The following is a 26435-nucleotide window of genomic DNA, read 5'->3' on the forward strand; positions in this document are numbered from 1 at the left end:
TTTTTTCAAGCTCATCGCTTCAACCCTTCCTGCAGCATGCCCAGCATGTCATTGGCCGACATGCGCGCGGCCGCGTCGCTGCCTTCCAACAGACTGTCGGCCAGGTCGCGCTTATGCTGGTGCAATTCGACGATGCCTTCCTCGATCGTATGTTTCGCCACCAGCCGGTAGATGGTAACGGGGCGCAATTGCCCCATGCGGTGGGCGCGGTCCGAGGCCTGGTCTTCCACGGCCGGGTTCCACCACGGGTCCATGTGGATCACGTAATCGGCCGCCGTCAAATTGATGCCCATGCCGCCCGCCTTCAGGCTGATCAGGAAGACATCGCCGTCGCCCGCCTGGAAGGCGTCGACGCGGCGCTTGCGCTCCTGCATGGGCGTACTGCCGTCGAGATACTGGTAGCGCACGCCATGCTGTTCCAGATGCTGGCGGATCAGGGTCAGATGGTCGACAAACTGGCTGAAGACGAGTACCTTGTGGCGGTTTTCCAGCAAGCCCGACAGCAGTTGCGCGAACGCCGCCAGCTTGCTGCTGGCCAGGCCCAGCTCGGGCGCCACCAGTTGCGGATTGCAGCAGGCGCGGCGCAGTTTCATGATTTCCGCCAGGATCTGGATGGCCTTCTTGGATGCCGGCCCTTCCACCATGGCCAGCTTTTCCAGCGCTTCGCGGCGCAACGATTCGTACAGCGCCGTTTCCTGCGGCGACAATTCCACTTCCAGCACGATTTCCGTGCGCGACGGCAACTCCGACAGCACTTGCGTTTTTGTCCGGCGCAGGATGAATGGTGCGATCAGGCGGCGCAGCCGCAAGCGCGCGCCGGCCGCCGCCCGCTTGTCCTGATCCTTCTCGATGGGCCCGGCGAAGCGCAAATTGAACTGGTCGAGGGTGCCCAGCAAGCCCGGGTTGATGAAGCGGAACAGGTTCCACAATTCGCCCAAATGGTTTTCCAGCGGCGTGCCGCTGGCCACCATGCGGAAATCGCCTTGCAGGGCCATCACGGCTTGCGAGCGCTTGGTCGCGCCATTCTTGATCGCCTGCGCTTCGTCGAGCACGATCGTATGCCAGTGCACGCCGGCAAACATGGCCGCTTCCTGCTGCAGCAAGCCATAGCTGGCCACCACCACATCGAACGGCTGCAATGTATCGAGCATGTCGGCGCGGTCGCCGCTGCCGAACAGTTTGATGTTCAAGGTGGGCGCGAAGCGCTGCGCTTCGCTGATCCAGTTCATGCACACGGACGTGGGGGCGACGACGAGGGTGGGGCCGTTCGGCGCGCGCGCCAGGATCAGCGCCAGCGCTTGCAAGGTCTTGCCGAGGCCCATGTCGTCGGCCAGGCAGGCGCCCACGCCCCAGTGCGCCAGGCGCGCCAGCCATTCGTAACCGGCCAGCTGGTAGTCGCGCAAGTCCGCCTGCAAGGTGCTGGGCAGCTGCGGTTGATAGTCGTCGAGCGCGCGCAGGCGCAGCAAGTGTTCGCGCCACAATTTGTCGGCGTTCACGCCGCCCGCATCGTTGACCAGCTCTTCCAGCGCAAACGCGGCCAGCGGGTGGATGTGCACGCCATCGGCATGCGCCTCGCCATATGCGGCCAGTTCCGACAGGCGCCGGTGCAGTTCGTCGCTGAGGGCCAGGAACTGGTTGTCGCCCAGGGCCACGAAGCGGCTTTTATTGTTCTGCATCAAGTCGAGCAGGGCGCGCAAATCCATCACCTTGTCTTCATCGATCTGCACTTCGCCGCTGGCGGCAAACCAATCTTTTTCGCTCTTGATATTCAGGCGCATCTGGCCGCTGTCGATGCGTTTCGACACGCGCATGGTTTCGCCCTCGGGCCACGCCAATACCATGCCATTCGGGTCGAGCGCTTGCAGCTCGACCAGCAATTGCAGGCCCAGAGCAGGCTGGCCCAGCAGCCACTCGCCATGCTCTTCTTCCGCCTCTTCCAGCACCAGGCATTTCCCGATCAGCTGGCGCTGCGCTTCGCGTTCCGCGTTCAGGTCGCGCCGCGCTTGCACGGCACGGCCTGCCACATCGGCAAACACGCTTTCGGCGCCGCTGCCCGGCGCGTAATAGGCGCCGTTGTCGAGCAGTGGGCGGACTAAAATCTGCATTTTCAGGCCCTGCTGGTAGGGCAGCAAATGCACGTGCAGGCGGTGGTCGGCCGTGATCGCTTCCGCGTCGCCGGCGCCGCCGCCGATGTCCGATTGCACGGTGACCATGGACGAGATGGCGCCGATCGCCTGCATCACCTGTTTTTCCGCATGCAGGGGCACGGACAGGCCCAGGCCCACGATGGCGCCGATGCGCCGGTGTTCGTCGAGGATGTGCACGACGCGCAAGCGCGTCGGCGTCTCGCGCTGTACCACGACATTGCTGCCGCTGTCGGGCAGGGGCGGTTGCATGCCCAGCCACAGTTGCCCCTCGTGCGACTTGATCAGCAGTTCGGGCGCGCCGGCGATCAGTTCCACTCTCGTGTCGGGGTTGTCGAGCCAGAAGACGAGCGGGTGGCCGACGAGCAGGATGGCGGCCTTGTCGAGCTCGACTTCATAGCGGGGCGCCGATGAATAGTATTGCTTGAACGGCGCGATGCTGCCGGCCGCGCGGGCGTCCTGCGGCGTGAGGAAATCGATGTCGCCCGCTTCCTCGGCCAGGCGTTTGAGACCCATGGCGCGGCCCTTGCTCCAGCCGCCGCGCGCGTCGCGTTTCTGCTCGCGCACTTCCACTGCCGTGAGACCAAAGCGCGGATCGAACGCCACCAGCCATACGAGCCGCGACACGCCGCCCAGCGCTTCGGCGGGCGCGTTCTGCTGCAGGTTGATCAGGGCGCTCAGCTGGCGCTGCCACGCTTCCTGGCGTTCGAACCACGGCGCCATGTCCGTCAATCCATGTTGCGCCCGCTTGGCCGTGGCATAGCGCTCCTGCTGCGGCTCGCCCATCAAGCCCAGCAAGCCGGCCGCCTGCGCGGCGATCAGATCGTAGCCGGCCGCGTCCGCTTGCTGCACCAGCGATCGCAGCTGGTCCTTGCGTTCGCTCAATTGCGGTAGCGCCAGCCAGTAGTACAGCAAGGCCTGGAACAGCTGCGGCTGCAGTCCCGTTTCCCAACTGCGCGTGGAAATGCTTTCCGCTTGCTGCACGCCGGCACGCACGAGGCGCAAGGTATTGAGTTGCTGGTAGACGATGCTGTCGTGGTTCGGCTGCGCGTGCAGCGCGATATCGAGATAGGTTTCCGCGTTTTTCAGCAGCTTGGCGTCGTTGCCGCGCAATAGCGCCAGCACGTACAAATGGCCGCCGATGCCCGTGAAGCACAGCTTGCGCTTGCCCGCCTCCTTGCGCAGCCCTTTCAAGGCCGTTTCAAAGCCGGCCACGGCGTGCGCATGTTCGCCGCGCAACAGGGCGATGCTGCTGTCGACAAACAGCGCCTGCGGCCCCTGCTGGCCCGCCAGGTAACGGGCGGCCGCGTCGAGTTCGCCGCACAGCAGGGCATCTTCGGCCAGGGCCAGCGGCAGGGCGGCGCCGATATGGTCGCCGGCGGCCGTCTGGCGCGCATGGTGGGCGCGCGCATACGTGCGGATGGCGTGCGCCGTGGCCGGCTCGCGCGGGGCGTTGCCCAGCAGCACGGCGAGGATGTCATCCTGCAATTGCGGCATGACGAAAGACAGCATTTCCGGCTCGAACGGGCGGCCGAAAATCTCGATCAGCGGATGCAGCTGCTGCGCTTCATAGCAGGCCATGCAGGCAGCCAGGATGGCGGCCACGTGGCGCACCTCGTCGTTGCGCAGCAGGGCGATGCGCAGGCGCGCCACGCCTTGCCGGTAGCTGCGCAATTCCACATAGCCATCCCAGTTGCGGCGCACGGGGTTGATCAGCTCGATGGCCTGGCACAGGTCGCGAAATACCAGGTGCTCGATGGCCGCGCGCATGGCGGGCCAGCGCAGCTTCGCTTCGCAGGCAAAGCCCCGTCCCACCACTTCGGACGTCAGCGCGTGCCGCGTCAAATGCTGCAGCATGTTTGTGACGGTGAGCAGGGCGAACGGCGTGCCGTCCGGCTCGACGACATTGGCGCGCTGTAAGTGTTCATACACGGCATGCTTGCCCACCGGTTCGCCCGTGATCGCCAGCAGGGCCAGGATCATCTGCTCGTGCTGCTCCAGGGCGGCAAATTCGTCAAGCAAGAGCTGGTCTGTCATGCGGACAAATTGGCGATGTGGACGGGCGGTTCGCCGGCCGCCACTGGCAGACCGAACACGCGCTGGTAGAAATACAGTTCCGCGTCCAGGGTGCGCACGATGTTTTCCGCCTTGCGGAAGCCGTGGCCCTCGCCTTCGAGCGGCACATACGCGACAGGCACGCCGCGCGCCTGCAGGGCGTCGACCATCAGCTGCGACTGCTGCGGCGGCACCACCTTGTCGTCGAGGCCCTGAAAGAAGATCATCGGGCGCGACAGTTTGTCCGTGTGGTGGATGGGCGAGCGCTCAAGGTACAGCGCCTCGGCTTGCGGCTGCGAAGCGATCAGGTAATCGGTGTAGCGCGATTCGAACTTGTGCGAATCGTCGTCCAGGCCCTTCAGGTCGGATACGCCATAGTAGCTGGCGCCCGCCTTGAAGACGTCGTGGAACGTCAATGCGCACAGGGTCGTCAGGCCGCCCGCGCTGCCGCCGCGGATGATCAGGCGCTCCGGGTCGGCCAGGCCGTTGGCGGCCAGGTAGCGCGCGCCGGCGATGCAGTCTTCCACGTCGACGATGCCCCATTGCCCGCGCAGCGCGTCGCGGTATTCGCGGCCGAAGCCGCTGCTGCCGCCATAGTTGACGTCGAGCACGCCGATGCCGCGGCTGGTCCAGTATTGCGTCGCCAGTTTCAAGGTATTGCTGGCCATGCTGGTGGGGCCGCCATGGCTGATGACGATGACGGGCGGCAAGGTTCCCGCCGGCGCCTGCACGTCGCCATTGGTGGGCGCATAAAAGAAGGCGTAAGCCGTGCGGCCATTGCTGCTTGGAAAACTCAAGCTGCGCGGCACGGACAAATACTCGAGCGCGGGCAAGTGTGCGATCGACTGCGCCAGTACTTCCAGCTCATGGTTGGACAAATCGATGCGCGCCAGTTCCAGCGCGATGGTCGGGCTGCCACCCAGCAGCGCGACGAAGCCGGGGCCCACGCGCAGTTCGCGGATTTCCTGGTAGGGGTGCGGTATCGGCTCGAGCTTGGCCGCCGCCACGTTCAATTGCGCCAGGTAGCTGACACCGGCCTGGATATACGTGCAGACGATTTCGTCGTCGGACAGAAAACCGTACATGCTGCCGCCGAAGGTCCAGTGCGGCGTGGCAAATTCCGCTTCCATCGGGCACAGCGCCTCGATGTCGGCACCATGCAGGCGGTACAGATTCCACCAGCCGCTGCTGTCGGAAACGAAATGCAGCAAGCCGTTCGGCGACCATTCCGGCTGGCAAATCGATTCGCGCGCGCCGCCGGCGATCAGGCGCGGCGAACCGAGGCTGCCGTCAGCCTGCACGTCGGCCAGCCACAGTTCCGTGCCTTGCCACGGCAGGCGCGGGTGGTCCCAGCTGATCCAGGCCAGCTGGCTGCCGTCCGGCGACAAACGCGGCGCCGCATAGAAATCGTGACCGCGCGCCAGCACCGTTTCACGCCCGTCGAAGCCGACGGCCGCCAGGCTGTTTTCCGGATGCGCATGGCCTTCCGCCGGGTGCTGTTCGCGCACGGCGATCAAGCGGGAACGGGCCGCATCGACGACGAAGTCCGCATGGCGCGTGTTGCCGCCCGTGGTGAACGCTTCAGGCGCGCCGTCGCCGCTCACGCGGTACAGGCAATTGTCGGCGAAATGCGAGAAATACACGGTATCGCCGGCCACGGCATACGCGCCGCCGCCGTATTCATGCACGCGGGTGCGCACATTGAACGGCGCCGGCGTCAGTTCATCGACACGCGCGCCGCGCTGGCGCAGCAGGGTATTGCGGCCCGCCTCGCTGGCGCGCCCGGCCAGCCAGAACACGTCGGCCCCATCCGCACCGCCCAGGGCCAGCTGCGTCAGCGGCGAGGCGCCGGCGGCGACGATGGTCGCGCTGATCGGCGATGGCCAAATGCCATAAGTGGTGCTGGATGCGGTCGAGGTCATGCGGGCTCCGTGTAGTGAGGGGATCAAGGGCCGCCAGGCAGGGTCAGGGCGCGCGGCGGCGTGCATCATCATAATGGAAGGGCAGGCACAACGAAAGTCATCGCTGTGCGTGGCAAATGCTGCAAAGCGGCACCGGAATCAATGAAATGGCAGCGATTGGATGCGATAATACCGCTTCTCCAAGCTCGATTGCCTGCCATGCCACAATTTGCTCCGCTCCAGAATGATACTTTCCTGCGCGCCCTGCTGCGCCAGCCAACCGAGCACACCCCTGTCTGGCTGATGCGCCAGGCGGGCCGCTACCTGCCCGAATACCGCGCCACGCGCGAGCGGGCCGGCTCCTTCCTGGGCCTGGCAAAGAATCCCGATTACGCGACCGAAGTGACCTTGCAGCCCCTGGAGCGTTTCCCGCTCGACGCGGCGATTTTGTTTTCCGACATCCTGACGGTGCCTGACGCGATGGGTCTGGGCCTGTATTTCGCCGATGGCGAAGGCCCGAAGTTCGAGCGTCCGCTGCGCACGGAACAGGACGTGAAGGCATTGCAAGTGCCGGACCTGGAGTCGCTCGATTACGTCTTCAAGGCCGTCACGCAAATTCGCACGGAACTCAATGGCCGCGTGCCGCTGATCGGTTTTTCCGGCAGCCCGTGGACCCTGGCGTGCTACATGGTGGAAGGCGGTGGCTCGAAAGAGTTCCACACCATCAAGAAGATGCTGTACAACCGCCCGGACCTGATGCACCACATCCTGGCGATCAACGCCACCTCCGTGGCGCAGTATCTGAATGCGCAAATCGATGCCGGCGCGCAAGCCGTGATGATTTTCGACTCGTGGGGCGGTGCGCTGGCCGACGGCGCCTACCAGGAATTCTCGCTGGCCTACATGCAGCAAGTGGTGGCGCAGCTGAAACGCGACAAGGATGGCGTCAAGATTCCCGCCATCGTGTTTACCAAGGGCGGCGGCCAGTGGATCGAGCAGATCGCCGACATCGGCGCCGATGCCGTGGGCCTGGACTGGACCGTCAACCTGACGCGCGCGCGCCAGCTGGTCGGTCATAAAGTGGGCTTGCAGGGCAATCTCGACCCGGCCATCCTGTTCGCCAGCCCCGAGCAGATCCGCGCCGAAGTGGCGAAAGTGCTCAACGCGTTTGGCGCGCCATCGGCCGGCACGGGTCACGTATTCAACCTGGGCCATGGTATTTCCCAGTTCACGCCGCCGGAATCCGTGGAAGCCATGGTGGAAGCCGTGCACAGCATGAGCCGCGCCATGCGCAGCGGCCAGTAAGTATTCGCTTCCCCCTGGTTCAGGGACAAGAAAAGGCAGGCTTTCCAGCGGAAGCCTGCCTTTTTCTTTGCTGCGCCCTAGCAAGAAATACCGACTTATGCACAATTTTTTTTGCTGCGGAAATAAGAGGCACCGTAAAAGCCATGCCCGGGGATGCTCTGCAAGTGCTTGATTATTAAGACATAAAAAATCCATTGTTCGGCGGACTTTGTTGCTATTGATAAGGTTATTCTTTCGTTCGCTTGCCTTATTCCTTCATTGTCCACAAAGTTATCAACAGATTCTGTGGATAAAATTGAAAAGTATTTTGTTAACCGATACTTAGCGCCGATGTTCAGGTTTCACCTGAAGTGCATGTTGCAGTGCATGATAATTGAACAATGTTTCGCCGCTCGTCAGCAAAAAACGAACGCTTGCCCGGCAATTGTCAACTTTGCTTCATTCCTCCCGTATTTTTGCGGATCGCATGCATCAAAACGGTGCTGATTTCTGTATAAATACATTACAAATGGTTCAGTTATGCACAGCGGCGGAAATGCCCTGTGGATTTATGGTTTCCCGGGCATCAATTTTTAAGCCATTGATTTTAAAAGGGTAATTTTTCTTGCGTGCCGCTCTTGACGGCGATCGAAATTTTCTGTCCACATTTTTCTGAAAGTTAATTTTGCTTTGTCCACAAAGTTATCCACAGAATTTTCTTCAGGCACGATGACACGCTGTCCTGCCTGCCGTTAGGTGTTTGATGGGCGAAACAAGTATCATGGCCCGCTGGCTTGATGCCGGACATCCCGCGCGCCACCGACCCTGCGGCGCGCTTTTTTATTGAGATAGGCCCACCTCCCATGTCGCAGTGCATTTTGACGTCGTGCATCCTGAAAATCGCGCTCGACACGCCCTTGAACGCCCTGTTCGACTACCGCTGGAACGCGGCGGCCGATGCCGGTGCGGACGCCGCCGCACCGCTGCCGCAAGTGGGACAGCTGGCGCTGGTGCCGTTCGGCCGGCGCGAAGTGATGGGGCTGATCGTCGGCGTCTCCGACAGCACCGACGTGCCCGCCGCGAAATTGAAGGACGTGCTGGCCGTGCGCAGCCAGCTGGCGCCGCTGTCGGCACAGTGGCTGGCGCTGGCCGCCTTTGCCGCCGACTACTACCAGCGTCCGCTCGGCGAAGTGGCGCTGCCCGGTTTGCCGAAGAATTTGCGCGTGCTCACCACCGTGGCGCTGGACCGCGCCATCAAGAAGCTGGGCAAGCTGGCCGATGCGCACGACGGCACGCCGCTGAACATGCCGGCGCTCAACCCGGCGCAGCAGGAGGCGGCGGATGCCATCGGCGGCGCCCAGGGTTTCAAGCCGACCCTGCTGTACGGCGTGACGGGCAGCGGCAAGACGGAAGTGTATCTGCAAGCCTGCGCCCAGGTGCTGGCGCGCGAGGACGATGCGCAAATCCTGATTCTGGTGCCGGAAATCAACCTCACGCCCCAGCTGGAAGGCAATATCCGTGCGCGCTTTCCCGGCGTCATGCTGGCTACCTTGCACAGCAGCCTGTCCGAGGGCGAGCGCATGCTGCACTGGCTGGCCGCCCACCAGGGCCAGGCGCGCATCGTGCTCGGCACGCGGCTGGCCATCCTGGCGTCGTTGCCTAAGCTCAAACTGATCGTCATCGACGAGGAACACGATCCTTCCTACAAGCAGCAGGAAGGCTTGCGCTATTCGGCGCGCGACCTGGCCGTGTGGCGCGCCTGGCAATTGCAAATTCCCATCGTGCTCGGTTCGGCCACGCCCTCGCTGGAAAGCTGGCACCACGCACAGACGGGGCGCTATCGCAAGCTGGAATTGCGCGAACGGGCCGTCAGGAATGCGGTGTTGCCGCGCGTCAAGATCCTGGACATGGAGCGCGACAAGCCGAAAGATGGCCTGACTTCGCATCTGGTAGCCGCCTTGAAACTGCGCATGGAGCGCGGGGAGCAGTCGCTGCTGTTCCTGAACCGGCGCGGCTATTCGCCCGTCATCTGCTGCGAATCGTGCGGCTGGATCAGCAATTGCACGCGCTGCACCTCGTTCATGGTGCTGCACAAACCCGAACACCGCTTGCGCTGCCACCATTGCAGCCTGGAACTGCGCATTCCCCGCCATTGCCCCACGTGCGGCAACGTCGACTTGCAGCCGCTGGGACGCGGCACGCAAAGGGTGGAAGAGGGCTTGCAGCAATTGTTTCCCGAGGCGCGCATTTTGCGCATCGACGCCGATTCCACGCGCAAGAAGGGCAGCGCGCAGGAAGCGTTCGACACCGTGCACCGGGGCGAAGTCGATATTCTGATCGGCACGCAGATGGTGGCCAAGGGCCACGATTTCAAAAAGCTGACCCTGGTCGGCATCTTGAATCCGGACACGGCCCTGTTTTCGCAGGATTACCGGGCCAGCGAACGGCTGTTCGCGCAATTGATGCAGGTGGCTGGCCGCGCCGGGCGGGCCGCGCAGACGGAAGGGGGCAGCGTGTCCGAGGTGCTGATCCAGACGCGCTATGCGCGCCATCCGCTGTACGACGCCGTCGTCAACCACGATTACGACCACTTCGCCACCACCTTGCTGGAAGAGCGGGCGCAGGCGGCGCTGCCGCCGTATCTATTCCAGGCCCTGCTGCGCGCCGAGGCGCCCGAGCTGGCCACGGCCATCGAATTCCTGCAGGCGGCGAAAGAGTGCATGGAACACCCGCAGGTGACCATCAATGACCCGATTCCCATGAGCATGACGCGCGTCTACAACGTGGACCGCGCCCAGCTGCTGCTGGAATCGCCTTCGCGGCCCGCGTTGCAGGCATTTTTGAAGGAGTGGTTAGCCGAGCTGCGCGCCATGAAGACGCGCGTGAAATGGTCGCTGGAAGTGGACCCGCTCGATATTTGATTACTGCAGGTAGTTGCGCGCCGACTTGACGATCTGTTCCGACAACAGCTTGGTAAACGGCGTGTCCAGGGTCCAGGCATGCCAGCTCAGCGGCACGTCCAGGGTACTGCCCGGCATCAGATCCACGAGACGGTCCGCCGCCAGCGCTGGCGCGGCCAGGCGCTGCGGCATCAGGCCGTAGGCCAGGCCATCCTGGACGCAGCCGCGGCGCGCCGCTTCCACCGGCAAGGTGTGGTGGGGGAATGGTTCACGCATGCTCAATTGTTCAGCGAGGAAACGCGCCAGCAAGCTGTGCTGGCCTACGACAGCCGGTGCCAGTTGCACCGCTTCGGCAATAAAACCATCGCCAAACCAATGGCCCGCAAACACGGGTGTTGCCACGCAGACATAGCGCAAGGTACCCAGCGGCGTGACGCTGGTGGCCGCCGCCGCGTCGATCGCTGTGCCGGACTCGGCTGCCACGCAGCCAAACACGGAGCCGTCGCGCACCATTTGCAGGGCGCTGTCGCTGTCGGCCAGGCGCACGTCGAGCTGGCAGCGCGGCGGCGCCAGCAGGGCGGACAAGGTGTCGGGGAACCACGTGGCCAGGCTGTCGGCATCGATGGCGATGGCGATTTCCGGCATGCTGACGCTGTTGCCCAGGTCGATGTCGAGCGATGCTTCCATCAGCTTGACGTTGCGGTGATGCACGATCAGGCGCTGGCCCAGGCCCGTCGGCACGGCTGGCTGGCCACGGATGATCAGCAATCGCCCGCTGGCGTCTTCCAGCGCCTTGATCCGCTGCGAGACGGCCGACTGGGTGATGCCCAGCGCCAGGGCGGCCTTGTCGAAACTGCCATGGCTGGCCACGGCATCCAGCACGGCCAGCGCGCGATAATCGAGTGATCCCATTAGCTCAGCTTATAAATTTTGAAAATGATTAGTTATACTAATGCATATATTGCTGCAAAGTAAAACCTTATTTTCGGCAAACGGGTAGTATCGAACGCTGTGAGCAACCTCAGTGGATGGATAGCACCATGAAGACGATACAAGTGGATGTGGCCGTGATCGGCAGCGGCACGGCCGGCATGACGGCGCACAGGGCGGCGCGCATGCAGGACAAGCGCGTGCTGATGATAGAAAGCGGACCGTACGGCACGACCTGCGCCAGGGTGGGCTGCATGCCCAGCAAACTCCTGATCGCGGCGGCCGAGGCGGCCCATGCGGTGGCTGCCGCGCCCGCTTTCGGCGTGCATCCGGGGCCTGTGCGCATCGATGGCCGGCAAGTGATGGCCAGGGTACGGAGCGAACGCGACCGCTTTGTCGGCTTCGTGCTCGACGGCGTCAATGCCATTCCCGACGACGAAAAACTGCGCGGCCATGCACGCTTCATCGCCCCTGGCAAGCTGCAGGTGGATGAGCATACGATCGTCGAGGCCGCCAGCGTGGTCATCGCCACCGGTTCCACGCCCATCGTGCCGCCCGAGTGGCGGGCGGCGGGCGAGCGTGTCATCACCAGCGACGCCGTGTTCGAGTGGACGGATTTGCCCAGCTCGGTGGCCGTGGTCGGCAGCGGCGTCATCGGGCTGGAGCTGGGCCAGGCGCTGGCACGCCTGGGCGTGCGCGTGACCTTGTTTGCGCGCGGCAATAAAGTCGCGCAGCTGACGGACCCGCTGGTGCTGCGCGAGGCGGACGCCGTGCTGGCGCGCGAACTCGATATCCGTTTCATGACCAAGGTCGCGCACATGGCAAAAACGCCGGACGGCAGCGGTATCGTGCTGACCAGCCGCGATGACGCCGGCGTGGAAAAAACCGAGCAGTTCGAGTATGTGCTGGCCGCCATCGGCCGCGCGCCGAACGTGGACAAGATCGGCCTGGAAACGGCGCAAATCGAGCTCGACCACCACGGTATTCCCCTGCACGATCCGCACACCATGCAATGCGGCAAGAGCGCCATCTTCATCGCCGGCGACGCCGACAACGAACTACCGCTGCTGCCCGAAGCGGCCGACGAGGGCCGCATCGCGGGCGACAACGCGGCGCGCTTTCCCGACGTCAAACCGGGCTTGCGCCGCACGCCGTTGACGATCGCCTTCACGGAACCGCAGATCGCCACCGTGGGCGCGACGTACCAGCAATTGTGCGTGAGCCACGCGGGCCGCTTCGCCGTCGGCGCCGTGTCGTTCGGCAACCAGGGCCGCAGCCGCGTGATGCTGCAAAACCAGGGCTTGCTGCGCGTGTATGCGGAATTCGGCAGCAAGCGTTTTCTCGGCGCCGAGCTGATCGGCCCAAGGGCGGAACACCTGGGCCATCTGCTGGCCTGGGCATGCCAAGCCCAGCTGACGGTGCCGGCCATGCTCGACATGCCGTTCTACCACCCCGTCATCGAAGAAGGCGTGCGCACGGCCTTGCGCGAGCTGGCGCTGCACCTGGAAAAAGACCCGGAACACGCGCCCGGCTGCGCCGACTGCACACCGGGACCTTGAAGGCAACTTTATGATTTACATAATTTTGTAGACAAGCTCACATGATTGCGCGATCATCGCTGCCACATTGAAATATTGATTAAAAGCAAAAAACATTTCAATTGGCACATGCCGCCCATGCCGCAATGGTAAAAAGGGTGGCGGCTGGCGATGACACGGAGACGATGTGAAAATTCGGCGCATTTACGCGGGAGAACTCGCCCTGGGCGTGGCCCTGCCCTGGGACGTGCACGGCGAAACGGGCAGCTTGCTGGCCAGGCTGGGCCATGTCATCAGCAGCGAGAACCAGATCGCATTGCTGCTGGCGCGCGGCGTCATCGCCGATACCAGCGCGGACGTGCCGCGCACAGCCACAGAAGCACCGTCGGCCCTGCGCATGCTCAACCTCGTCACGGCGGGCCTGGCCCTCGTCTTGCCGGCCATTGCCGCCGGGCAGGCGGGCAGCCATGCATCCCTCGCGCCGCTGGCGCAGCTGGTGGAAGAGGCTGTTGTTCTGGATGCCGACGTGGCGCTGGCCTGCATCCTGCACAACCAGGGCGCGGGCGACTTTGCCGTGCGCCACAGCGTCGATACGGCAGTCATCACGGCCTTGCTGGCGCGCGCCCTGAAACTCGATGATGGCGTGATCCGCAGCGTGCTGCTGGCCGCGCTGAGCATGAATGTGGGCATGCTGGAACGCCACGCCGATTTCCAGCACAAGGCGGGGCCGCTGGACGCGCAGGAACGCGCCTATTTGCGCGCCCATCCGCAAGCCGGTGTCGATTTGCTGCGCGCGGCTGGCGTGACGGATGCCGTCTGGCTGCAAGCCGTGCTGCAGCACCATGAAAATATCGATGGCAGCGGTTATCCGCTGGGCACGCAAGGCGAGGCGATCGGCATCGGCGCGCGCCTGATCATGCTGGCCGACCGCTATTGCGCGCGCGTATCGAAGCGCAGCTACCGCCAGCCTTTGCTGCCGAACGTGGCCCTGCGCGAAATGCTGATGGCCGACAAGGCCACCCTCGATGCGCCGCTGGCCTCGCTGCTGGTGCGCGAGCTGGGCATCTACCCGGTCGGCACCTTCGTCAAACTGTTGAATGGGGAAGTCGGCGTCGTCACGCGCAAGGGGCTGAATGCCACCACGCCCCATGTGCAGTCGCTGGTCGGCCCCCGCGGCGCGCGCCTGGAAGTGCCGCTGCGGCGCGATACGCGCGTGGACTTGCATGCGATTCGCGAAGTGCTGAGCGCCGAGCAGGCGGGACTCCAGTTTCGCCCCGATCAGTTGTGGGGCCGCAGCGCGCGAATTTGATTTAGTTCAGCAAGCCCGCATCGAGCCGTCCTTCAAGCGCCAGTTCGCGCATGATGCGCACCGTGTCGATGTCGGACTCCTTGTAGGCCGAGCGGCGGAAGTCGTCGTACAGGGCATTGGCCGCGTCGGTGGCCGCGTCGTGGCCGTCGTCGTACTGGAAGCGCACCCACATGCTCGCTTCGTCGGGCATTTCGATGGTCATCACCAGCGAGGACGCGCTGATATCCTGTTGCGCCGGCACTTCGTAGCGCACCTGCAGTTGCGGTATCAGCACCACCTTGTCGTTGATGACCAGCTCGCCATAGCGCAGGCTGCGCGCGAAACCGGCGTCGCTGCGTTCGCTGATCTGGCATTCGTCGAGGTGCGGCACGAACAGCTTCGGCGACTCGGCGCGCAAGACCAGGCCGCGCCACACCTGTTCCAGAGTCAAGGTGTCGATCAGCGGGTTCAAGGGATCGTTGATTTCAATCAGGTGTTCAAATTTCATGGGACTGCCATTCGGTAAGTGGGCGCGCACGGGCGATATAGGCGGAATGGTACTCCAGGCGTGGCATCGCCGCACGCATTGAATCGGCCAAGATGGCGGCATATGGCGATATATCAATGACTATGCCTGTTTTTCAGGCAGGGTCCGCCATGCAAATAGCCCATGCGACGCTGTTACAATGGGCTGCTGTTCCCTGCGGAAATACCCTGATGTCCAAAGCACCACAGTTCGGTCTGAATGCGCCCCAAAGTGAAGCGGTTACCTACCTCGACGGCCCTTGCCTCGTGCTGGCGGGCGCCGGTTCGGGCAAGACGCGCGTGATCACGCAAAAGATCGCCCACCTGATCGAAGACCGGGGCTATGACCCGCGCACCATCGCCGCGTTGACCTTCACCAACAAGGCGGCGCTGGAAATGCAGGAACGCATCGCCAAGCTGTTGAAACAGCCGCGCCAGGCCAAGCAGTTGACAGTGTCGACCTTCCACTCGCTGGGCGTGAAAATCCTGCGCCAGGAAGCCAATGGCGTGGGCTTGAAGGACCGCTTTTCCATCATGGATAGCGACGATTGCTTTTCCCTCGTGCAAGACCTCGCCATTACCACCGATAAACAGGTCATTCGTGGCATCCAGAATGCCATGTCCCTGTGGAAAAATGGCCTGATCGATCCGGACATGGCGCTGGCGCAAGCCAAGGATGAAGACGAGGCGAACGCGGCGCGCATCTACCGCAGCTATGTGGCGACCTTGTCCGCCTACCAGGCCGTCGATTTCGACGATCTGATCCGCTTGCCGGTGGAACTGTTCCGCAACAACGGCCCCGTGCGCGACAAGTGGCAGCGCCGCCTGCGCTATCTGCTCGTCGACGAATACCAGGACACGAACACCTGCCAGTACGAACTGGTGAAATTGATGGTGACGGGCATCGGCAAGAAGCCGATGTTTACGGCCGTGGGCGACGACGACCAGGCAATTTACGCGTGGCGTGGCGCCACCGTGGAAAACCTGAAGACCCTGGAAACGGATTTCCCCGATCTGCGCGTGATCAAGCTCGAGCAGAATTACCGCTCCACCATGCGCGTGCTGAACGCGGCCAATGCCGTCATCGGCAATAACCCGAAGCTGTTTGAAAAGTCGCTGTGGTCCGAACACGGCCTGGGCGAGCCGATCAAGGTGCTGGGCATGCAGACGGACGAGCAGGAGGCGGAGCAGGTCGCCATCATGATCTCGGCCGACCATTTTGAGCGCAAGAACAAATTTTCCGATTACGCGATTTTGTACCGCGGCAACCACCAGGCGCGCATCATCGAGCAATGCTTGCGCAAGGAACGCATCCCGTACACGATTTCGGGCGGCCAGAGTTTCTTCGACAAGGCCGAGATCAAGGACATCATCAGCTATCTGCGTTTGCTGGCCAACGAAGATGACGATCCGGCTTTCATCCGCGCCGTGACGACGCCGCGCCGTGGCGTGGGGCAATCGACGCTGGAGGTGCTGGGCGCGTTTTCGGGGCAGTGGCAGTGCTCGCTGTTCCAGGCCGTTTTTAAAGGCGGCATCGAGGCCAAGCTGACAGACCGCCAGCTGGGGCCGCTGCGCGACTTCTGCAACTTCATCAACGACCTCGAATCGCGCGCCAGCCGTCCCGGCGCGGCCGGCAGCGGCGACAACGCGGCCGAAGTGCTGGACGACATGATGAAGGAAATCCACTACGAATCGTATCTGTACGATGCTTTCGAGGAACGCCAAGCGCAAAGCAAGTGGCAGAACGTGCTGGAATTCGTCAACTGGCTCAAGGAACGGGGCCGGGGCGGCAAGGACCGCGACGGCGAAGAAAAGAACGTGCTGGAATTGACACAGATGGTGGCCCTGATGACCATGCTCGAGGGCAAGGACGAGGAGCAGGACGCCGTGCGCATGTCGACCCTGCACGCGTCGAAAGGTCTCGAGTTTCCGCACGTGTTTCTGGTGGGTGTGGAAGAGGGCATCTTGCCGCACAAGGGCGACCCTGACGCGCCGGCCGAAACCATCGCCGCGCGCATCCAGGAAGAGCGGCGGCTGATGTACGTGGGCATCACGCGGGCCCAGCGCACCTTGCACATCACGTGGTGCAAGAAGCGCAAGCGTGCCGGCGAGCAAGTCCATTGCGACCCGTCGCGCTTCATCAAGGAAATGGAACTCGACGTGGGCGACGCCGTGCCGACGGAGGCGGAAGTGATTTCGCCCAAGGAGAGATTGGCGCGCATGAAGGCCTTGCTGGCCGCGCCGAAGGGCTAAGCGGCGTTCACGCTTCCACGGCGCCGTCTGGCGTGGTTTTCGGCACGATGGCCAGCTGCATGCCCAGCGCATCGAGCATCTTTAAAATGGTTTCAAAGCGCGGCTTGCTGCCTTCGCGCAAGGCTTTATACGCGCCTTCACGCGTGATGTCGGCCCTGGCCGCCACCTTGCCCATGCCGTAGGCGCGCACCACGTCGTTCATGGCGGACTGGAATAGTTCGGCGTTGCCGGTGGCGACGATTTCGCTCATGTAGGCAGCCACGGCTTCCTTGCTGGTCAGGTGTTGCGTGGGATCAAATTTGCTCAGGCCTAATGCGTCCAGGTCGTCGAGGTCAAAGCCGTCAGCGTCAGTATGGTCGTTCATTTTTTTCGTGCTCCTGTCGATGGGCTGGCCACCGCTTTTTGTTTCCGGATGGCCGCCTGTTGGGCCTTCAATGTTTGCAGTATCGCTTGCGCGTGCTTGATGTCGCGCCGCTGGCTCGACTTGTCGCCACCGAGCAGCAGCAAGATCAGGGTGCCCAGGTTGGTTTCGTGAAAATACACGCGCCAGCCGGGCCCCGTCTGTAAAAAACGCAGCTCGCACACGCCTTCGCCCACGGGCCGCCAGTCGCCCTTTTTTCCGTGCTGCAAATGCTTGATGCGTGCATCGATGGCTGCGGCAGCCACGTCGTGCAGGGAGTCTTCCCAGCGCCGGTATTCAGCCGTCTTGCGCGTATCGATCAGGTCAGGCAAAGTGGATACGTCCATTGTAATCGTTTGTTCTCATTCGTCAAGCGGTTTGATTCAGCCATACGGGGAGAATAGGCAGAAATCGGCACCGCTACAGGAAGAATGCCGCTTGTTTGTCCTGGCTCACGCCGTGACGGCGGTAGAATGCCGCTTTCAGTGAGAAATGATCGTGAGCACCATGGACAATGCAGAACAGATGGAAGTACGTTTCGTCGATATCGAAATCAAGCTGGCGCAGCAGGAGGACCTGGTCGAATCGCTGAACCAGATGGTGTACCAGCAGGGCAAGCGCATCGACCAGCTCGAGGCGATGCTGCACAAGCTGGGCGAACACGTGCGCGACGGCGCGCAGCAGGCAAATGGCGGGCTGGTCAACGAGCGTCCGCCGCATTACTAAATCGGCATCGTGACGCGGGACACGTGAAAACCGTTCATCACTGGCGGGCGCGCTACCATCGGTAGTTGCTGGTGACGCAAGTGTTTCAGGCTGTTATTATTTCAGGCTGGCCCGCGACACAATCGCGGCTCTCTTGCGTTTCTTGAAAGAAGACATGACCCGTCCAACAATGCTCGTCATCGCCGCCAGCCTGATGCTGGCGCCAGCCGCCGCCGTTTTTGCCGCCACCGCGGCGCCAACCACCACCGCTACCGCGGCGGTAGCCTTGCCTGCCTCGAACCCGTTTGCGCAAGCGAGCAGCCTGCCATTCAACTATCCGCCGTTCGACAAGGTGCAGGACGCCGACTACGCACCCGCCTTTACGGCAGGCATGGCCGCCAATCTGGCGGAAATCAGTGCGATTGCGAACAACAAGAAACCAGCCACGTTCGACAACACCATCGTGGCCATGGAGCGCTCGGGCCAGTTGCTGAGCCGTGTACGCACCGTGTTTTCCGTGATGTCCGGCTCGAATACGAATGACACGATCCAGGGCCTGGAACGCGAACTGGCGCCGAAAATGGCGGCCCATAGCGATGCGATCATGCTCAATGACAAATTGTTCAAGCGCATCGATACCCTGTACGCCAAGCGCGACAAGCTGGGCCTCGATGCCGAATCGAAACGCTTGCTCGAGCGCTATCACACGGACTTCGTGCGCGCCGGCGCCAAGCTGTCGGCGGCGGACAAGGAAAAGCTGCGCGCCTACAACGGCCAGCTCGCTGCCCTGTCGACCAAGTTCGCGCAGAACGTGCTGAAGGAATTGAACGCGTCGGCCGTCGTCGTCGACACGCGCGAGGAACTGGACGGCCTGTCGCCGGCCGCCATCGAAGTGGCCGCCGGCCTGGCCAAGAAGCGCGGCCTGGACGGAAAATACGTGATCGCCCTCGTCAACACGACGGGCCAGGCGCCGCTGTCGCTGCTGACCAACCGCGCCTTGCGCGAACGCATCATGGCCGCCTCGCAAGCGCGCGGCAGCCGTGGCGGAGAGTTCGACAACACTCAGGAAGTGCTGGAACTGGCAAAACTGCGCGCCGAACGTGCCGCGCTGATGGGCTACCCAAACTACGCGGCGTATTCGCTGGAAGACCAGACGGCGCACGACACGACCGCCGTGAACGCCCTGCTGGGCGAGCTGGCGAAGCCGGCCGTCGTCAATGCGCGCCGTGAAGCGGACGATATCCAGAAGGTTATCGATGCGGGCAAAGGCGGCTTCAAGGTGGGCGCTGCCGACTGGGCTTTCTATAGCGACAAGGTGCGCGCCGAACGCTACAACTTCGATGAAACGCAGTTGAAACCGTACTTTGAAATGCACAGCGTGCTGACCAAGGGCGTGTTCTTTGCCGCCGGCAAGTTGTATGGTCTCACGTTCAAGCAGCGCACCGACTTGCCCGTCTACACGTCCGACATGCTGGTCTACGACGTCTTCAATGAAGACGGCACGCAGCTGGCCATCTTTACGCTTGACCCTTATGCGCGCAGCAACAAGCGCGGCGGCGCCTGGGCGAATGCCTATGTGGGCCAATCGACCTTGCTGGGCCGCAAGCCAGTGATCGCGAATAACCTGAACATTCCGAAGCCGGAAGCGGGCCAGCCGACCCTGATGACGTTTGACGAAGTCAACACCATGTTCCACGAATTCGGCCATGCGCTGCACGGCATGTTTTCGAACGTGACATACCCGCGCTTTGCCGGCACCAGCGTGCCGCGCGACTTCGTCGAATATCCGTCGCAAGTCAATGAAATGTGGGCGCTGTGGCCGGAAGTGCTGCAAAACTATGCCAAGCACTATCAGACGGGCGCGGCAATTCCCGCCGAGCTGCTGGCGAAAGTGACGGCGGCCGACAATTTCAACCAGGGCTATAAAACCACGGAATACCTGGCGTCGGCCCTGCTGGATCAGCGCTGGCACCAGCTGACCCCGGCACAGATCCCGACCGACGTGCTGGCCTTTGAAAAGGCCGCCTTGACGGATGCGGGCGTCGATTTCGCCCCGGCGCCGCCGCGCTACCGCACCACGTATTTCTCGCACGCGTTCGCGGGCGGTTACTCGGCCGGCTACTACGCGTATCTGTGGTCGGAAAAGCTCGACGCCGACACGGTCGAGTGGTTCAAGGAAAACGGCGGCCTGACGCGCAAGAACGGCGACTGGTTCCGCAATAAACTGCTGTCGCGCGGCGGCAGCGCCGACGCGCTCGACATCTACCGCAACTTCCGCGGCCGCGATGCGAAGATCGAGCCGCTGCTGCAACGCCGTGGCTTGAACGGCAAGTAATCCTCGTACCCGTCACCGGCCTGGCCGGTGATGAACATCAGTGGCCGCCATGAATGGGTGGCCATTTTTATTTGGCGAATCACCACACAAACCGTGGTAAACCGCGCAGTTGGCGCGATGCACCACAGGATCGCCCATGTTGGATGACGCCTGTGTGACAGGCTGCTATGATCTGCCACTGGCCCGCGACGCGATCGCGGCTCTTCCCTGCGCTTTCAGAAAGATGTCATGATCCGTCCACAACTGCTCGTCATCGCCGCCAGCGTCATGCTGGCCCACGCCGCCCCATCCGCCATGGCTGCCGCCACTGCAAAATCCGCGCCCGCCGCCGCCGTCAGCGCCCAGAACCCCCTGCTGAAAGCCAGTCCGCTGCCATTCCAGATGCCGCAATTCGGCCTGATCAAGGATGCGCACTACGCGCCGGCGTTTGCCGAAGGCATGAAACGCCAGCTGGCCGAAGTCAACGCCATTGCGAACAATCGCCAGGCGCCCACGTTCGAGAACACCATCGTGGCGCTCGAGCGCACGGGGCAGTTGCTGCACCGCGTGCAAAGCATCTTCAGCAACATGACGTCGACCAACACGAATAGCGTGCTGGAAGCGGTGGAAGTGGACGTGTCGCCGAAACTGGCCGCGCATGGCGACGCGATTACCCTCAATCCAAAACTGTTTACCCGCATCGATACCCTGTACGCCAAGCGCGACAAGCTGGGCCTCGATGCCGAATCCTTGCGCTTGCTGGAACGCTACCATACGGACTTCGTGCGCGCCGGCGCCAAGCTGTCCGATGCGGACAAGGAAAAATTGAAAGCCTACAACGCCGAGCAGGCGGGCCTGGAAACGGCCTTCGCGCAAAACGTGCTGAAGGAAACGAATGCCAAGAGCATCGTTGTCGACACGCGCGCCGAGCTGGCCGGCATGACGGACAGCGATATCGATACGGCTGCTGCTGCCGCCAAGGAACGCGGCTTGACGGGCAAGTTCGTCATCGCCCTCGTGAATACGAGCGGCCAGCCGCCGCTGGCCGTATTGACGGATCGCAAGACACGCCAGCGCCTGATGGATGCGTCGCTGAACCGGGGCAGCCAGGGCGGCGAGTTCGACAACCGCGCCATCGTATTGAAACTGGCGAAACTGCGCGCCGAACGGGCCACCTTGCTCGGTTACGCCAACTACGCCGCGTACTCGCTGGAAGACCAGACGGCCAAGACCACGACGGCCGTCAATACGCTGCTGTCGGAACTGGCGAAACCGGCCGTCGCCAACGCGCGCCGCGAAGCGGCCGACCTGCAGCAAGTGGTCGATGCGGAAAAAGGCGGTTTCCAGGTAGCAGCGGCCGACTGGGCCATCTACACGGACAAGCTGCGCAAGCAACGGTTCAATTTCGATGAAAACGAGCTGAAACCGTACCTGGAATTGAACAGCGTGCTGAACAACGGCGTCTTCTTTGCCGCCAATAAACTGTACGGCATCAGCTTCAAGCAACGCACTGATCTACCGGTGTACAACCCGGACGTGCGCGTCTACGACGTGACGGACGCCAACGGCAAGCCGCTGGCCCTGTTCATCGCCGACTTCTATGCGCGCGGCAACAAGCATGGCGGCGCGTGGATGAATGAATACGTGTCGCAGTCAATGCTGATGGGCACGCATCCAGTGGTGGCCAACCAATTGAACATTCCGAAGCCGCCGGCCGGCCAGCCGACGCTCTTGACGTTCGATGAAGTGACGACCATGTTCCACGAATTCGGCCATGCGTTGCACGGCATGTTTTCGAACGTGAAATATCCGCGCTTTGCCGGCACCAGCGTGCCGAGCGACTTCGTCGAGTATCCATCGCAAGTCAATGAAATGTGGGCCGTCTGGCCGGAAGTGCTGCAAAACTATGCCAAGCACTACCAGAGCGGCGCGGCCATGCCGCAGGAATTGCTCGACAAGGTGACGGCGGCGAAGAAATTCAACCAGGGTTTCATGACGACGGAATACCTGTCGGCAGCGTTGCTGGACCAGCGCTGGCACCAGCTGGCGCCAAGCCAGATCCCAACCGACGTGCTGGCCTTTGAAGCAGCGTCGCTGAAAGACGCTGGCGTCGATTACGCGCCCGTGCCGCCGCGCTACCGTACCAGCTACTTCTCGCACAGCTTCTCGGGCGGCTATTCGGCCGCGTATTACGCTTACCTGTGGTCGGAAAAGCTGGACGCAGAATCGGTCAACTGGTTCAAGGAAAACGGCGGCCTGACACGCAAGAACGGCGACTGGTTCCGCAGCAAATTGCTGTCGCGCGGCGGCAGCGTCGATGCGCTGCAACTGTTCCGTGACTTCCGTGGCCGCGATGCCACCGTGGAACCGCTGCTGGAACGCCGCGGCCTGAACGCGAAGTAAGACGTCCTCGTCAGAAGCTTGCGTTGCGTTGACATGGCGCACGCAAGCTTTCCGTGCCGGCGGCGTAGAATTGAGTAAGATGTAAACAAGAAGGCAGTCGAAAGAGTATATGAGTCAGCAAGATTTGAATGGCATCACCCTGGAAGGTATCGTGACGCGCCTGCACGCCCACTACGGCTGGGACGGCCTGGCCAAGCACATCGATATCAATTGCTTCATCAGCGATCCCAGCATCAAGTCGAGCCTGAAGTTTTTGCGCAAGACCCCGTGGGCCAGGAGCAAGGTGGAACAATTGTTCCTGGACACGCAATTTACTGACTGACAGGAAAAAACATGGATAGCAAACTCAAGGAATCGCTGCAACAACTGCATTCGACACTGGAAACCAGCGGCCCCGTCGATGAAGAACTGCATGGTTTGCTGCAAAAACTCGATGTCGACATCAAGTTGCTGATGGAAAAGCGCGCCGCGCAAGAGCAGGAAGAAGAGTCGACCACCTATGGCCTGGCCGAGCGCAGCCAGGAATTGTCGGCCAAGTTTGCCGTCAAGCACCCGAAATTGGAGCCGGCGTTGCGGGAACTTGGTGAGATTCTGGCGAATATGGGAATTTGATCGGGGTCCGTCGCTTCGCGATCGCAATGCGCCCCACTGGGGCGCATTGCCCCGCCGGATCTGCCCCGTTCCTCCCAAGTAATTGAAAAATAAACGTTTTTTGTACTGAAATCCAACAGTAAAAAGCAGGCCGTCAGGTTGGAAATGGCCAATTCCGGTACAATCCGTACCCTATGAGCTCCCCCACCAATTTATTTGCGACCGTTCCCAAGCGGTCTGCCCGCGCTGCCGTGGCGCCTTTCCTGCCGATGTCGCGTGCCGAGATGGACGCGCTGGGCTGGGACCAGTGCGACGTCATCCTCGTCACGGGCGACGCCTACATCGACCATCCGAGTTTCGGCATGGCCCTCGTTGGCCGCCTGCTCGAAGCGCAAGGTTACCGCGTTGGCATCATCAGCCAACCGGACTGGCTGTCGGCCGACGCGTTCCGCATCCTCGGCAAGCCCCGTTTGTACTACGGCATTACCGCCGGCAACATGGATTCCATGGTCAACCAGTACACGGCCGACCGCAAGATCCGCTCCGACGATGCCTACACGGCGAATGCGGAACCGAATAAACGCCCGGACCGCGCCGTCACCGTGTACGCCCAGCGCGCGCGCGAAGCGTATCCCGACGTGCCCATCGTCATCGGCAGCATCGAAGCATCGTTGCGCCGCATCGCCCATTACGATTACTGGTCGGACAAGGTCCGCCGTTCCGTCTTGCCCGATTCCAAGGCCGATCTGCTGATCTTCGGCAATGCCGAGCGGGCGCTGGTCGACCTGACGCACCGCCTGGCCGCCGGCGAATCGATCAAGGATATCCGCAACTTGCGCGGCACGGCCTTCATGGTGCCGTCCGGCTGGTTGCCCGGCGACGACTGGGGCGTGCACAACTCCACCCGCGTCGACGTGCCCGGCAAGGTCGATCCGCACTACAGCCCCTACGAGATGGTGCAGGAAGACAAGACCGCCTGCGCCACGGAAAATGCGTCGAAATCGGCCGAAGTCATCAAGCCGATCCGCATCATGAGCCGCGAAGAGCGCCTGGCCATGGCCAAGGAAAAGCACGACAAGACGGTCGTGCGCCTGCCCGCCTACGACGTCGTCAAGGATGACCCCGTCATGTATGCGCACGCGTCGCGCGTGTTCCACCTGGAATCGAATCCCGGCAATGCGCGCGCCATGGTGCAGGCGCATGGCGAACGCGACGTGTGGCTCAACCCGCCGCCGCTGCCCCTGGCCATGGACGAGATGGATGGCGTGTACGACATGAACTACGCGCGCGCCCCCCACCCGAGCTATGGCAAGGCGCATATCCCCGCCTGGGAAATGATCCGCTTTTCCGTCAACATCATGCGCGGCTGCTTCGGCGGCTGCACCTTCTGTTCGATCACGGAACATGAAGGCCGCATCATCCAGAGCCGTTCGGAGCCGTCGATCTTGCGCGAGATCGAGCATATCCGCGATAAAACCAAAGGCTTTACGGGCACTATTTCCGATATGGGTGGCCCGACGGCGAATATGTACCGCCTGGCCTGCAAGGAAAAAGAGATCGAAGTGTCGTGCCGCCGCCTGTCGTGCGTGTACCCATCCATCTGCGTCAACCTGGGCACGGACCACAGCAAGCTCATCTCGCTGTACCGCAAGGCGCGCGCCATTCCCGGCATCAAGAAAGTGCTGATCAGCTCAGGTCTGCGCTACGACCTGGCCGTACGTTCGCCTGAATACGTCAAGGAACTGGTGACGCACCACGTCGGCGGCCTCTTGAAAATTGCGCCCGAGCACACGGAAGAGGGGACTTTGTCGAAGATGATGAAGCCCGGCATCGGCGCGTACGACGAATTCAAGGAAATGTTCGACCGCTTCTCGCTGGAAGCAGGCAAGAAGCAGTATCTGATCCCGTATTTCATCGCCGCCCATCCGGGCACGACGGACGTGGACATGCTGAACCTGGCCCTGTGGCTGAAGAAGAACAATTTCAAGCTGGACCAGGTGCAAACCTTCATGCCCACGCCGATGGCCATGGCGACGACCATGTACCACACGCGCAAGAATCCCTTGCGCAAGGTCACGGCGGACTCGGAAGTGGTGGAAACGGCCCGCAGCGGCAAGATCCGCCGCACGCATAAAGCCTTCCTGCGCTACCAGGACCCGGCCAACTGGCCGATCCTGCGCGAAGCGCTGGTCAACATGGGTCGGGGCGACTTGATCGGTAATGGCGACAAGCATTTGATTCCGGCCTGGACCTCGTCCGAGTCGGGCGGACTGGCCGCAGGCGAACGCAGCCGCCAGACGCATGGCGCCGGCACGCCAGACAAGTTCAAGGTCACGCCGGGCAAGAACCGCATTGCCCTGGGCGGTACGGCAGCGGCGCCCAAAGCGTCGGCCGCCGAGTCGAAGGTGCGCCCATCGATCCTGTCGACCATCAAGACCAAGGCCAAGCCGGCCGCCGCGCCGATGGGCCGTGGCGGCAAGCCGCCAGCCAAGGGCGCTCATGCCGCACCGGCACGGGGCGGACGCAAGTAAGCCAGCGTCACTGTCCCCGGCATCGACTGAGAACCCGGCAACGCATACAGCGTTGCCGGGTTTTTTGCCATCTGCGCACCAACATGGGGCGCAGCACGCCATGCTGGCAGGATTTTTACCAATATTTAAAAATTGAATAGAGCAAAAGGCAATTTTCCCTTGTGGCAACTTGGTATTTGAAAATATACTCGTTGAACATTTAGCCGTACGTCAACAATACTGCCATTCTGGCAATCGCCAGCGTACGCGGCTCCCAGCGTTGATATGAAAAGAGATGCCAATTGAAATGCCTTTCCTGCCAGGCCGAGAATAAGCCGGGCGCCAAATTCTGTTCTTCCTGCGGCACGACGTTTGCCGTTGCCACGACCGTTGCCGCCCCGGTGCCGGGAAAATCCTGTGGCCAGTGCGGCCATGACTGCAAGCCGGACGCCCGGTTCTGCCCCAAGTGCGCGTTCAGCTTTGCCGTGGCGCCGGTGGCCGCAGCGATGCCGCCGCCGCTGCCAGAGCCGGTCATCGCGCCGGAGATTGCGCCCGTCATTGAACCCGTGTCCGTGCCTGAGCCTGCCCCGGCACCGGTGGCGGAACCGGTCGCGCCACCTGCGCCACCGCCCGTGCTGGAAAAGCGCCGTGCCGATCCGGTCCCTGCGCCCGCCCCCGCACGGGAACCAGAAAC

General features: G+C 62.5%; 17 protein-coding genes and 1 pseudogene. 12 read left to right on the forward strand and 6 right to left on the reverse strand.

Features of this window, described 5'->3' with window-relative positions; translation table 11 throughout:
* Positions 1 to 11: 11 nt before the first annotated feature.
* The gene (locus V3C40_RS26765) at positions 12 to 4181 is read right to left on the reverse strand and encodes a DEAD/DEAH box helicase (protein ID WP_331778972.1); all 4170 of its coding nucleotides are present in this window, start codon (positions 4179 to 4181) and stop codon (positions 12 to 14) included.
* Positions 4178 to 6121, reverse strand: coding sequence for a dipeptidyl-peptidase 5 (locus tag V3C40_RS26770; protein WP_331778973.1), 1944 nt, complete (start codon positions 6119 to 6121; stop codon positions 4178 to 4180). The genes V3C40_RS26765 and V3C40_RS26770 overlap by 4 nt, the downstream gene beginning before the upstream one ends.
* Before the next feature lie 198 nt (positions 6122 to 6319).
* Between V3C40_RS26770 and hemE the strand changes: the two genes are divergently transcribed.
* The gene (hemE, locus tag V3C40_RS26775) at positions 6320 to 7405 is read left to right on the forward strand and encodes a uroporphyrinogen decarboxylase (protein WP_072457493.1); all 1086 of its coding nucleotides are present in this window, start codon (positions 6320 to 6322) and stop codon (positions 7403 to 7405) included.
* A gap of 842 nt (positions 7406 to 8247) precedes the next feature.
* A complete protein-coding gene (locus V3C40_RS26780) occupies positions 8248 to 10305 on the forward strand; it encodes a primosomal protein N' (protein ID WP_331778974.1) in 2058 nt (685 codons plus the stop codon).
* Here the strand turns inward: V3C40_RS26780 and V3C40_RS26785 are convergent, their stop codons facing one another.
* Positions 10306 to 11196, reverse strand: coding sequence for an ArgP/LysG family DNA-binding transcriptional regulator (locus tag V3C40_RS26785; RefSeq protein WP_331778975.1), 891 nt, complete (start codon positions 11194 to 11196; stop codon positions 10306 to 10308).
* Between the two features lie 128 nt (positions 11197 to 11324).
* Here V3C40_RS26785 and V3C40_RS26790 point away from each other — a divergent pair, with 128 nt between their 5' ends.
* Positions 11325 to 12773, forward strand: a complete 1449-nt coding sequence (locus V3C40_RS26790) for a dihydrolipoyl dehydrogenase (RefSeq protein WP_331778976.1) — start codon at positions 11325 to 11327, stop codon at positions 12771 to 12773.
* A 166-nt stretch (positions 12774 to 12939) separates the two neighbouring features.
* On the forward strand, positions 12940 to 14061 hold the full coding sequence (locus V3C40_RS26795) for an HD-GYP domain-containing protein (protein WP_331778977.1): 1122 nt from the start codon (positions 12940 to 12942) through the stop codon (positions 14059 to 14061).
* A gap of 1 nt (position 14062) precedes the next feature.
* Here V3C40_RS26795 and V3C40_RS26800 read toward each other — a convergent pair whose 3' ends face one another.
* Complete coding sequence (locus tag V3C40_RS26800; protein WP_046683204.1) at positions 14063 to 14548, reverse strand: SRPBCC family protein; 486 nt, start codon at positions 14546 to 14548, stop codon at positions 14063 to 14065.
* A gap of 209 nt (positions 14549 to 14757) precedes the next feature.
* Between V3C40_RS26800 and V3C40_RS26805 the strand changes: the two genes are divergently transcribed.
* Positions 14758 to 16818, forward strand: a complete 2061-nt coding sequence (locus V3C40_RS26805) for a UvrD-helicase domain-containing protein (protein ID WP_051991465.1) — start codon at positions 14758 to 14760, stop codon at positions 16816 to 16818.
* 7 nt (positions 16819 to 16825) lie between these two features.
* Here the strand turns inward: V3C40_RS26805 and V3C40_RS26810 are convergent, their stop codons facing one another.
* Positions 16826 to 17182, reverse strand: coding sequence for an addiction module antidote protein (locus V3C40_RS26810; RefSeq protein ID WP_051991466.1), 357 nt, complete (start codon positions 17180 to 17182; stop codon positions 16826 to 16828).
* Positions 17179 to 17565, reverse strand: coding sequence for a type II toxin-antitoxin system RelE/ParE family toxin (locus tag V3C40_RS26815; protein WP_219329336.1), 387 nt, complete (start codon positions 17563 to 17565; stop codon positions 17179 to 17181). The genes V3C40_RS26810 and V3C40_RS26815 overlap by 4 nt, the downstream gene beginning before the upstream one ends.
* Positions 17566 to 17725: 160 nt before the next feature.
* Between V3C40_RS26815 and V3C40_RS26820 the strand changes: the two genes are divergently transcribed.
* The 7 genes and pseudogenes from V3C40_RS26820 to V3C40_RS28360 all read left to right on the forward strand — a co-directional run.
* Positions 17726 to 17944 carry a SlyX family protein gene (locus V3C40_RS26820; protein WP_034753936.1) on the forward strand — a complete coding sequence of 73 codons (219 nt, stop codon included), beginning with the start codon at positions 17726 to 17728 and terminating at the stop codon, positions 17942 to 17944.
* A 154-nt stretch (positions 17945 to 18098) separates the two neighbouring features.
* The gene (locus V3C40_RS26825; RefSeq protein WP_331778978.1) at positions 18099 to 20258 is read left to right on the forward strand and encodes a M3 family metallopeptidase; all 2160 of its coding nucleotides are present in this window, start codon (positions 18099 to 18101) and stop codon (positions 20256 to 20258) included.
* A gap of 228 nt (positions 20259 to 20486) precedes the next feature.
* A complete protein-coding gene (locus tag V3C40_RS26830; protein ID WP_331778979.1) occupies positions 20487 to 22640 on the forward strand; it encodes a M3 family metallopeptidase in 2154 nt (717 codons plus the stop codon).
* A gap of 109 nt (positions 22641 to 22749) precedes the next feature.
* Positions 22750 to 22962, forward strand: coding sequence for a VF530 family DNA-binding protein (locus V3C40_RS26835; RefSeq protein WP_070219603.1), 213 nt, complete (start codon positions 22750 to 22752; stop codon positions 22960 to 22962).
* Between the two features lie 11 nt (positions 22963 to 22973).
* Positions 22974 to 23252 (forward strand): DUF4404 family protein, encoded by a 279-nt coding sequence (locus tag V3C40_RS26840; RefSeq protein WP_034753883.1) that lies wholly within the window; start codon positions 22974 to 22976, stop codon positions 23250 to 23252.
* A 248-nt stretch (positions 23253 to 23500) separates the two neighbouring features.
* Positions 23501 to 25762: a YgiQ family radical SAM protein gene (locus V3C40_RS26845; RefSeq protein ID WP_331778991.1), complete on the forward strand. Its 2262-nt coding sequence runs from the start codon at positions 23501 to 23503 to the stop codon at positions 25760 to 25762.
* Between the two features lie 281 nt (positions 25763 to 26043).
* A pseudogene (locus V3C40_RS28360) lies at positions 26044 to 26151 on the forward strand (zinc-ribbon domain-containing protein); the annotation flags it as partial.
* Positions 26152 to 26435: the final 284 nt, after the last annotated feature.

The organism is Janthinobacterium sp. LS2A (assembly GCF_036543145.1).
GTDB classification, from domain to species: domain Bacteria; phylum Pseudomonadota; class Gammaproteobacteria; order Burkholderiales; family Burkholderiaceae_D; genus Janthinobacterium; species Janthinobacterium aestuarii.

Excerpts from the sequence above, each read along its gene's own strand:
- V3C40_RS26845 (WP_331778991.1), top strand. The coding sequence starts at position 23,501 with ATGTCGCGTGCCGAGATGGACGCGCTGGGCTGGGACCAGTGCGACGTC.
- V3C40_RS26770 (WP_331778973.1), bottom strand. The coding sequence starts at position 6,121 with ATGACCTCGACCGCATCCAGCACCACTTATGGCATTTGGCCATCGCCG.
- V3C40_RS26820 (WP_034753936.1), top strand. The coding sequence starts at position 17,726 with ATGGACAATGCAGAACAGATGGAAGTACGTTTCGTCGATATCGAAATC.
- V3C40_RS26800 (WP_046683204.1), bottom strand. The coding sequence starts at position 14,548 with ATGAAATTTGAACACCTGATTGAAATCAACGATCCCTTGAACCCGCTG.
- V3C40_RS26830 (WP_331778979.1), top strand. The coding sequence starts at position 20,487 with ATGATCCGTCCACAACTGCTCGTCATCGCCGCCAGCGTCATGCTGGCC.
- V3C40_RS26835 (WP_070219603.1), top strand. The coding sequence starts at position 22,750 with ATGAGTCAGCAAGATTTGAATGGCATCACCCTGGAAGGTATCGTGACG.
- hemE (WP_072457493.1), top strand. The coding sequence starts at position 6,320 with ATGCCACAATTTGCTCCGCTCCAGAATGATACTTTCCTGCGCGCCCTG.
- V3C40_RS26765 (WP_331778972.1), bottom strand. The coding sequence starts at position 4,181 with ATGACAGACCAGCTCTTGCTTGACGAATTTGCCGCCCTGGAGCAGCAC.
- V3C40_RS26785 (WP_331778975.1), bottom strand. The coding sequence starts at position 11,196 with ATGGGATCACTCGATTATCGCGCGCTGGCCGTGCTGGATGCCGTGGCC.
- V3C40_RS26780 (WP_331778974.1), top strand. The coding sequence starts at position 8,248 with ATGTCGCAGTGCATTTTGACGTCGTGCATCCTGAAAATCGCGCTCGAC.
- V3C40_RS26805 (WP_051991465.1), top strand. The coding sequence starts at position 14,758 with ATGTCCAAAGCACCACAGTTCGGTCTGAATGCGCCCCAAAGTGAAGCG.
- V3C40_RS26815 (WP_219329336.1), bottom strand. The coding sequence starts at position 17,565 with ATGGACGTATCCACTTTGCCTGACCTGATCGATACGCGCAAGACGGCT.
- V3C40_RS26825 (WP_331778978.1), top strand. The coding sequence starts at position 18,099 with ATGACCCGTCCAACAATGCTCGTCATCGCCGCCAGCCTGATGCTGGCG.
- V3C40_RS26840 (WP_034753883.1), top strand. The coding sequence starts at position 22,974 with ATGGATAGCAAACTCAAGGAATCGCTGCAACAACTGCATTCGACACTG.
- V3C40_RS26810 (WP_051991466.1), bottom strand. The coding sequence starts at position 17,182 with ATGAACGACCATACTGACGCTGACGGCTTTGACCTCGACGACCTGGAC.
- V3C40_RS26790 (WP_331778976.1), top strand. The coding sequence starts at position 11,325 with ATGAAGACGATACAAGTGGATGTGGCCGTGATCGGCAGCGGCACGGCC.